8 protein-coding genes are annotated in these 8,542 nt (G+C 62.5%); 3 read left to right on the top strand and 5 right to left on the bottom strand.

Going from position 1 to position 8,542, the window contains the following annotated elements:
* Positions 1 to 495 precede the first annotated feature (495 nt).
* Positions 496 to 1,695, top strand: coding sequence for a benzoate/H(+) symporter BenE family transporter (locus tag Q8L50_RS09455; protein WP_305348416.1), 1,200 nt, complete (start codon positions 496 to 498; stop codon positions 1,693 to 1,695).
* Positions 1,696 to 1,720: 25 nt separating this feature from the next.
* Complete coding sequence (gshB, locus tag Q8L50_RS09450; RefSeq protein ID WP_305348415.1) at positions 1,721 to 2,668, top strand: glutathione synthase; 948 nt, start codon at positions 1,721 to 1,723, stop codon at positions 2,666 to 2,668.
* Between the two features lie 60 nt (positions 2,669 to 2,728).
* Here gshB and Q8L50_RS09445 read toward each other — a convergent pair whose 3' ends face one another.
* The 3 genes from Q8L50_RS09445 to Q8L50_RS09435 form a co-directional block, all read right to left on the bottom strand.
* Positions 2,729 to 3,520: a class II glutamine amidotransferase gene (locus Q8L50_RS09445; RefSeq protein ID WP_305348414.1), complete on the bottom strand. Its 792-nt coding sequence runs from the start codon at positions 3,518 to 3,520 to the stop codon at positions 2,729 to 2,731.
* 4 nt (positions 3,521 to 3,524) lie between these two features.
* Positions 3,525 to 4,973 carry an MFS transporter gene (locus Q8L50_RS09440; RefSeq protein WP_305348417.1) on the bottom strand — a complete coding sequence of 483 codons (1,449 nt, stop codon included), beginning with the start codon at positions 4,971 to 4,973 and terminating at the stop codon, positions 3,525 to 3,527.
* A 61-nt stretch (positions 4,974 to 5,034) separates the two neighbouring features.
* Positions 5,035 to 5,226: a 4-oxalocrotonate tautomerase gene (locus Q8L50_RS09435; RefSeq protein ID WP_305348413.1), complete on the bottom strand. Its 192-nt coding sequence runs from the start codon at positions 5,224 to 5,226 to the stop codon at positions 5,035 to 5,037.
* Positions 5,227 to 5,429: 203 nt separating this feature from the next.
* On the opposite strand from Q8L50_RS09435, the gene Q8L50_RS09430 reads away from it, so the two are divergent.
* A complete protein-coding gene (locus Q8L50_RS09430) occupies positions 5,430 to 6,713 on the top strand; it encodes a putative zinc-binding metallopeptidase (protein ID WP_305348412.1) in 1,284 nt (427 codons plus the stop codon).
* A 32-nt stretch (positions 6,714 to 6,745) separates the two neighbouring features.
* On the opposite strand, the gene Q8L50_RS09425 is transcribed toward Q8L50_RS09430, so the two are convergent.
* Positions 6,746 to 7,522, bottom strand: a complete 777-nt coding sequence (locus Q8L50_RS09425; protein ID WP_305348411.1) for a fused MFS/spermidine synthase — start codon at positions 7,520 to 7,522, stop codon at positions 6,746 to 6,748.
* Positions 7,519 to 8,274 carry a YoaK family protein gene (locus Q8L50_RS09420; protein ID WP_305348410.1) on the bottom strand — a complete coding sequence of 252 codons (756 nt, stop codon included), beginning with the start codon at positions 8,272 to 8,274 and terminating at the stop codon, positions 7,519 to 7,521. The genes Q8L50_RS09425 and Q8L50_RS09420 overlap by 4 nt, the downstream gene beginning before the upstream one ends.
* Positions 8,275 to 8,542 lie beyond the last annotated feature (268 nt).

The raw sequence follows: 8,542 nt of genomic DNA, 5'->3' as shown, positions 1-8,542 counted from the left end.
TGTCCGGGACCCCTTCGCTGCCGCTACGGGGCAACCTGCGCTGCTCGATTACGGCGGGGGGCGTCAGAACTCGCTTCGCTCAAACAACTGCCGCCCTTGACACCGCCTCCATCTGCGCTGCTCGGCCCGGCCAAACGGGCTTTGGGGATGAATGCAGATTCGGGGAGGCGGGGCCCGCCGGCGAATCTGATCCCGAGTCCACCACCCGTCGGGCTGGGCCGAGGAGCGCAGGCAAAAGCGGATCAGGGCTCGCGATTGTCTGAGCCGAAGGCGAGTTCGAGCGAGACCCCGCTTTTACCGAGCACCACAGGTTGCCCCGGAGCGCAGCGCAGGGGACCCAGACCATCGGGTCGCCTTTTTCTTTGCTTACTTTCTTTTTGGCGACGCAAAAAGAAAGTGAGTTGCCGCCGGGCAACCCCCGGCTAGCAGGCACACCACAGGCAGTGGAACAGGACGAACAAGCGCACCCAAACCCAAGCCTGCCAAAATCCCCCAATGCAGTTTTTCAAAGACCTCAACCTCTCTGCGTTCACAGCAGGTTTCGTTGCCGTACTCGTCGGTTTCACCAGTTCAGTGGCGATTGTTTTCCAGGCCGCGCAGGCCTTCAACGCCACGCCGGAGCAGATCAGCTCGTGGATGTGGGCGCTGGGCATAGGCATGGGGCTGTGTTCTGCGATTCCTTCGCTGTGGCTTAAAAAGCCGGTGATGGTGGCCTGGTCTACCCCGGGCGCCGCGGTGCTGGCAACGGCGGGTCTGGCGGGTGGCTTTTCGATGGGCGAAGCGGTGGCGGCTTTTATGGTCAGCGCTGCACTGATCACCCTGTTTGGGGTGACAGGCTGGTTTGAAAAACTCATGAACCGGATTCCGATGGCGATTGCCTCTGCGTTGCTGGCCGGTGTACTGGCGCGTTTTGGCTTGCAGGCGTTTGCGGCGGCGCAGACGGCGCTGCCGCTGGTGCTGCTGATGCTGGCGATTTACCTGGTCGGCAAGCGGCTGCTGCCTCGGTACGCCGTGGTCTTGACGCTGCTGGGCGCTATTATTTTTGTAGCTGCTCGCGGACAAATGGCGTGGGCTGAGGTCACTTTTTCCTTGACGACGCCGGTGTGGGTGGCGCCGCAGTTCACACTGGCGGCCATCATCAGTCTGGCCTTGCCGCTGTTCATTGTCACCATGGCTTCGCAAAACCTGCCGGGGGTGGCGGCCATTCGTGCCGCGGGCTACGGGCCGGACGCGCCCGATGGGGGCATACCGCTGTCCAAAGTCATCACGCTGACAGGCCTGGCCACGCTGGTACTGGCGCCGTTTGGCGCCTTTGCGTTAAACCTGAGTGCCATCACGGCGGCCATTTGCATGGGGCCAGAGGCGCATGAAGACCCGCGCAAGCGTTACACCGCCGCTGTGACCTGTGGTGCGATTTATGTCGTGATCGGTATTTTTGGTGCGGCAGTCACCGGCCTGCTCACGGCTTTTCCAAAAGAGCTGGTGCTGGCGATTGCCGGGCTGGCGCTGCTGGGCACGATTGGCAATGGCCTGGCGCAGGCCTTGCGGGACGAGTCGCACCGCGAGGCCGCGCTGATCACGTTTCTGGTCACGCTGTCGGGCGTGACGATTGCCGGGATCGGCTCAGCCTTCTGGGGTGTGGTCGCCGGCGCGATTGCGCTATTTGTACAACAATACCGGCAACGCGCCGTTTAGGCGTCTGCCTTCCAGACTGAACGCCATGCACATTCTTTTTGTCGCCGATCCCCTCACGTCTTTCAAAATCTACAAGGACACCACCTTCGCCATGATGCGTGAGGCGCAGCGCCGCGGCTATGCGCTGAGCACTTGCGAGCCAAAGGACATGCGCTGGCAGACCGGCGAAAAGGTCACGGCGACGGTGCAGCCCATCACCCTCACGGGCGACGCTACCGACTGGTTCACGGCCGAACCGGCCCTGCGCCAGCAGCTCTGCGACTTTGACGCCATCGTCATGCGCAAAGACCCGCCGTTTGACAGCGAGTTTTTCTACAGCACCCATTTGCTGGAGCAGGCCGAGCGCGAAGGCGCACGGGTTTTCAACAAGCCGCGTGCGTTACGCGACCACCCGGAAAAACTCGCCATCCTGGAGTTTGCGCAGTTCAGCGGCCCCACGCTGGTCACGCGCAGCGCTGAGGACATCAGGCGCTTCCACGCCGAGCACAAGGACATCATCCTCAAGCCGCTGGACGGCATGGGCGGCATGGGCATCTTCCGCGTGAAGGAAGACGGCCTGAACCTGGGCAGCATCATTGAAACCCTGAACCGGGACGGTGCGCAAAGCGTGATGGTGCAGAAGTTTCTGCCCGAGATTGTCAAAGGCGACAAACGCGTGCTGGTGATAGGCGGCAAACCCGTGCCCTACAGCCTGGCGCGTATTCCGCAAGGCAACGAGGTGCGCGGCAACCTGGCCGCTGGCGGCCTGGGTGTGGCGCAAAAATTGTCGGCGCGTGACCAGGAAATCGGTGATGCGCTGGGCCCGGTGCTGGCCGCACGCGGCCTGCTGCTGGCCGGTGTCGACGTGATTGGCGACTATGTGACCGAGATCAACGTCACCAGCCCCACCTGCTTTCAGGAGATCTTCCAGCAGACCGGTTTTGACGTGGCAGCGATGTTCATCGATGCGCTCGAGGCTGCGCTGAAAGATTGAATCAAATGGGGCTGCAGCCCTTGTGCAGTATGCGCAAGCAGCTCCTGATTCAATAGCAAATCAGGTGTACAGTGCGCCGTCCACAAACACCTTGAGCTCGCCGGGCGCAATCGCCACCCAGGCCTCGTTGGTGGTCAGCGGCGCGGTCACCACCACCGCCACCCGGTCGCCTGGTGCCGCATGTTCTGCAAAATTCACGCTCAGGTCTTCGTCGCTCAGGGTGGCGTGGGCAAACGGGTGTTTGCGTTCGACGTGGTACAGGCTGGTGGACGCATGGGCCCACAGTGCCAGGCCATTGCCCAGCAGAAAGTTGAAAGTGCCATGCGGCGCAATCTGCGCAGCCAGCTCGCGCAGCGTCAGGGTCAACTCGTCCACGCTGGGCACACCGGCATGTGACTTGGCCAGCTCCTGCATGATCCAGCAAAAGGCGCGCTCGCTGTCGGTATTGCCCACAGGCCGGAAGCTGCCGTGCAGGCGCGGCGAAAAGTCCTTCAGGTCGCCGTTGTGGGCAAATACCCAGTAACGGCCCCACAACTCACGCACAAAGGGGTGGCAGTTTTCCAGCGCCACACGGCCCTGGGTGGCCTTGCGGATGTGGGCAATGACATTGCGGCTTTTGATCGGGTAGCGGCGTATCAGCTCGGCCACCGGCGAGTCACAGGCCGACTGGTGATCGACAAAATGCCGCAGCCCTTTGTCGCTGTCCTTGCCCTTGCCACCGTCGCCTTCAAAAAAGGCAATGCCCCAGCCGTCGCTGTGGTGGTCGGTATGGCCGCCGCGCTGCGCAAAGCCGCTGAAGCTGAAGGTCACGTCGGTCGGCGTGTTGCAGTTCATTCCCAGGAGTTGGCACATGGCGTTATTTTCTATTGGAAGGGCTATCGTGCCGAGCGTGGGGGCGTATCTTCCAGGCCGCCACCAGGGCCAGCGCGCACAGGGCTGCCAGCATCAGGAAGGTTTCATTAAACGCGGCCAGGCGCGCCGGGCTGGTAGCAGCTTGTGCCAGCGAGTCGCCATGTACCGATAGCCGCCATTCGAGCACGATGCCGCACAAACTCACGCCGATGGCGCCGCCCAGCATGCGCAAAAAGTTGATGGCACTCGAGCCCTGTGAGATCAGGGTTTGGTCCAGCACACGCAGCGAGCCCAGATTGAGCGAGGGCAAAATAAACCCCAGCCCGATGCGCCCGAGGATGGCCCACAACACCAGTACCCAGATCGCGCTTTGCAGCGTCACGGTCAACATCAGAGCAAACGACAGCGCCAGCAGGGCCAGGCCGGTGCTGACCAGCAGCCAGGTGGGGTGCCGGTCGGCAAGGCGGCCGACCAGCGCAATCGTGATGGCCAGCACAAACCCGGCCGGCAACAGGATGGAGCCCACATACGAGGCCGACAGGCCCAGGCCCAACTGCATGTACACCGGCAGCAGGTAAGTCGAACCAAACAGTGCCGTGCCGTAGATGAAGGCGACGATGCTGCCCATGGCAAACGGGCGGGAGCCAAACAGCGCCAGGTTCATCAGCGGCTCACGCCCGCTGCGGGCCATGTGTCGCTGCCAGGCAATAAACAGCACGAGCGCCAGCAGCGCCCCAACCAGCAGCAGGCCCGCTGTGGCGCTCGACCCGCCGTGTAATGCCACCATGCCGTTGAGCAGGCACAAGGTGCCGACGCCGCCCAGCAGCAGGCCGCGCCAGTCCAGCGTGGCACCCTTGCGATTGGGCGCTACACCGCCGGGCGAGGTGGTGGGCACATAGCGGTAAGCCATCCACAGTGAGGCCAGACAAAACGGGATCACCATGAAAAAAATCGAACGCCAGCCGAACAGATCGACCAGCACGCCGCCCACGCTGGGGCCAATGGCAGGCGCCAGCACCACGCCCATGCCAAAGATGCCTATGGCCCGTCCTTGCTCATGCGGCGCGAAGGCGCGCATGATGATGATGGCCGGGATAGGCTGCACCACGCCTGCAGCCAGACCCTCGGCCACACGCGCCGCCAGCACCAGTTCAAAGGTACTGGCGAGACCACCCGCAACGCCGCCGGCCAGAAGCAGCAGCATGGTGCCCGCATAGGTACGCCGGTAGCCGTAACGCGCCAGCAGCCAGGGGGTGGTCAGCATGGAAACGGTCATGGCCACCATGAAGCCGGAAGTGACCCACTGCGCGCGCTCCTGGCCCAGCGTGAAATGCTGGCTCATGTCGGGAATCGCCACATTGACGATGGTCGATGACATGATGGAGGCCATCGTGCCAATCATCACCGACACCAGCAGCAGCCAGCGGTAACGCGGGCCGTACCGCGCCTGCATCTCGTCCAGCGTGGAAGGACTGCTCAAGACCAGGCCCTGCTACACACCGGCAGACAGATCATCAGCTGCGGGGTTCGGACCACAGCTTGCCGCCGGTGGCCCAGTTCTCGCGTTTGATGTCGGTGATGATGACATCGACCGAACCGGGTTCGCCGCCCAGAACATCAACGCTGACACGGGTGATTTCGGCAACCAGCTTTTTCTTTTGTTCGATGGTGCGGCCTTCCATCATTTCGACGTGGTAAGTGGGCATGGTTCTCCTGGGAGTTGGCTTGAAACAGTGCCTCATGATAAAACCCCCGGCGCATGGTGTCCGTGTGTCGGCAAAGACTGACAGCCGGACAAGGCTTGCGGGTGATCGGACAGCCCGGTAAACGTGGGAAACTCACAGGCACTGGAGCCGGTATGGTTGCCGAACTACCGCCCTGCGACCCTTGAGCGTTTTGAGAACCCGCTTTGACCAACGATACGCCCTTCACACCCGCTGTCCACCTGCCCCGTCTGGCCGGGCGGGCCTACCACTGCCAGTGCGGTAGCCCGGTTTTTTTCAGGAACAGCACCTGTCTGGCCTGCGGCACGGCGTTGGGTTACGACGCCGCGCAGGCCAGCCTTCTGCCACTGATTCCCGGCACTGAACACGACACCTGGGTCGCCTGGCGGACCGACGACGCGCCAGTAGATGCCGCGTCCGCTGCGGTGTACCTGCGCTGCGCGAATCTGCACACCCCGGCCGCCTGCAACTGGCTGGTACCGGTCAGCAAGGACGCGCCGCAGGCGCTGCTGTGTCAGGCCTGCCGGCTCAACCGCACCATCCCCGATCTCAACGATACGGCCCATCCGGACAACGCCGAGTTGTGGGGCAAAATTGAACTGGCCAAGCGGCGTCTGGTGTCGGCCCTGCTGGCCCTCGGATTGCCGGTGACTTCGCGCATGGACGAAGACCCCGCGCAGGGGCTGATGTTCGACTTTCTGCGCTCCCCCGACTTCGGGCCCCATGTCATGACGGGGCACGACACCGGGCTGATCACGCTCAACCTCAACGAAGCCGACGATGCCACGCGCGAGGCCATCCGCAAGGCCATGCACGAACCCTATCGCACGCTGCTCGGGCATTTACGCCACGAGGTCGGGCATTACTACTGGGACCGGCTGGTGTCGGGGACCGCCTGGATGGACGGCTACCGCACCCTGTTTGGCGACGAAAGCCAGGACTACCTGGCCAGCCTGCAAACCAACTACGAGCAGGGCCCGCGCCCCGACTGGGCGCTGCACTATGTCAGCGCCTACGCCAGTGTCCACCCCTGGGAAGACTGGGCCGAGTGCTGGGCCCACTACCTGCACATGCGCGACACGGTGGACACCGCGCTGAGTTTTGGCCTGTCGGCCGACAGCGCGCAGCTGGAGTTCACACCTTTCACACTGGACGCGCTGTACCAGCCGGAGCATCTGCAGGCCCAGGGTTTTCTGGATTTTTTGAACCAGTGGACCCGGCTCACCACGCTGCTCAACGAGATGTCGCGGGCCATGGGCCAGCCGGATTTTTACCCCTTTGTGCTGCCGCGCGAGGTGGTGACCAAGCTGCATTTCATCCATCTGGTGGTGACATCCGTGAATGCGGCAGACCTTGCGCCCGATGCAGTGCCCGAGGCCATGCAGCCGCATGAGCAGACCCAGGAAATGGTGCAGGGCGACAACCTGCAGCAAGCCGTCTACCAGATGCAGAACCAGAACAGCTTCTGAACATCGGGTCGGGTTGAGGTTTTTTTTGTCGCTCAGGCGGTGTCGTGGTTTATCCGGTGTGACATCTCCCAGCTGACACGCGCCAGTTCAGGTTTGAGATCACGCTGCGCCTGGGGCTGCAGGCTCTGCAGACTGCGCTGCAAGCTGATTGCGCGCGTTGCAAGTGCCTGGCCCTTGCGCGCAAACACAATGCCGTTGCTCTTTTCTGCGGCCATGATTTCCAGCACATTGCCGCTGAAGCTGCGGCTGATACGCGCCGCCAGTAACGGGTAGTCGGGGTGGTCAGCGTGCAGGTTGACCACCAGGACGCCGCTATCTGTCAGCGCGACCAGGCAGTCGTCATAGAAACGCTGTGAGCACAATGCCGCAGGCTGGCCCGTGTGGTCGAAGCCGTCGACCAGCAACACATCAAACGCCGGTTTTTCCCGCTGCAGGTACTGCGCGCCGTCGGCAGCGATCACCTGCAGGCGTTCGTCATCGTCGGGAATCTGGAAGTCGCGCCGCAGCGCAATCACATACGGGTTGTTCTCCAGCACCGTGATACGCGACGCAGGCAATTGCCGGTAGCAGAACTTGGCCAGTGACCCGCCACCCAGGCCGATCATGCCGATGTGGGTGGGCGCTGGCTGAAACAGCAGAAAACCCATCATGGTCCGGGTGTAGTCCACATCCAGCCGCCAGGGTTGATGCGTGAGCATGCGGCTTTGCAGTTCACCCAGCGTGAAGTGCAGCGACTTCGACGCGCCGTCTTCGCGCACAAAGGGTTGCTCGTAGTGCAGCGACTGGAAATCGCCGGGACCTGCGGTCACCGCGTCCTCGCCGCTGCGCGCAGATCCAGCACGATGGCCGGCAGGGCCATGACCACCAGCAGCAGGGCAAGCGGCACGGTGGCGCTGAAACCCATGGCCTTGAAAGCAATCGCCCCGACAATGCCGCCGAAGAAAAACAGGCCCAGCAGCGTGGCCAGAATGAGCAGCTTGTCGGTGTCGGCTTTGACAAACTGGATGTTGTTGGCTTGTTTGGAGTGGTTCCAGTAAATCAGCCGGCCCAGTTCTATGCCCAGGTCGGTGACGACACCTGTCATGTGGGTGGTGCGGATTTCCGCGTTCGAGATCTTGGTGATGATCGCGTTCTGCAGACCCATGATGAAACACAACAGCAGCACGGTGGTGGGGACCAGCAGGGCGGCGAATGATTTCAGGTTGGCGCCCACCAGGCCGAAAACCAGCAGCAGTGCAGCTTCCAGCAGCAGCGCCAGTGCATATTTGCTGCGCAGTTCCTGGCGACGCGCCCAGCTGATAAGCAAGGTGGTGGTGATCGCCCCGGCGATAAAGGCCCCCAGGCTCACCAGTCCGGCCAGCGCCAGCGCCAGGCTGCCAACCACCAGATCATCGGCGATGGCCGAGACAATGCCGGTCATGTGCGAGGTGTAGCGTTGCACCGCCAGAAAGCCACCGGCGTTGACGGCACCCGCCACAAAGGCCAGGATGCCGCCAAACTGCCGGTTGCTGCGGCGTGTGCGCTCCCTGGCGGTGAGATTGAGCAGGAAGTTGAGGAACATGGGGAGGTTTCATTATCGGCCTGTGGTAGCTCACGGCATGTCGATGGCTGCGCAAGCGTGCGTTTCGGTGGGTCTTCGGGCAAGCCGGGTCTCGCCCCGGCGGGCGAGGCCCTTTTCTTTGTGTCGCCTGTATGGACAGGAGACATGGGAAACAGGTGTGCGAGGACATAGGAAACACTTCTTGCTTGCGATCAACGCAAGGAGAGGCCCATGCCCTGGCAACCGAAAGACCTCATGGACACCAAAAGAGAGTTTGTAGAGCTGGCCT

It is taken from the genome of Polaromonas sp. (assembly GCF_030680935.1).
In the GTDB taxonomy this organism is placed as follows: Bacteria; Pseudomonadota; Gammaproteobacteria; order Burkholderiales; family Burkholderiaceae_C; genus Polaromonas.
This window is presented reverse-complemented; position numbering and strand designations above follow the sequence as displayed.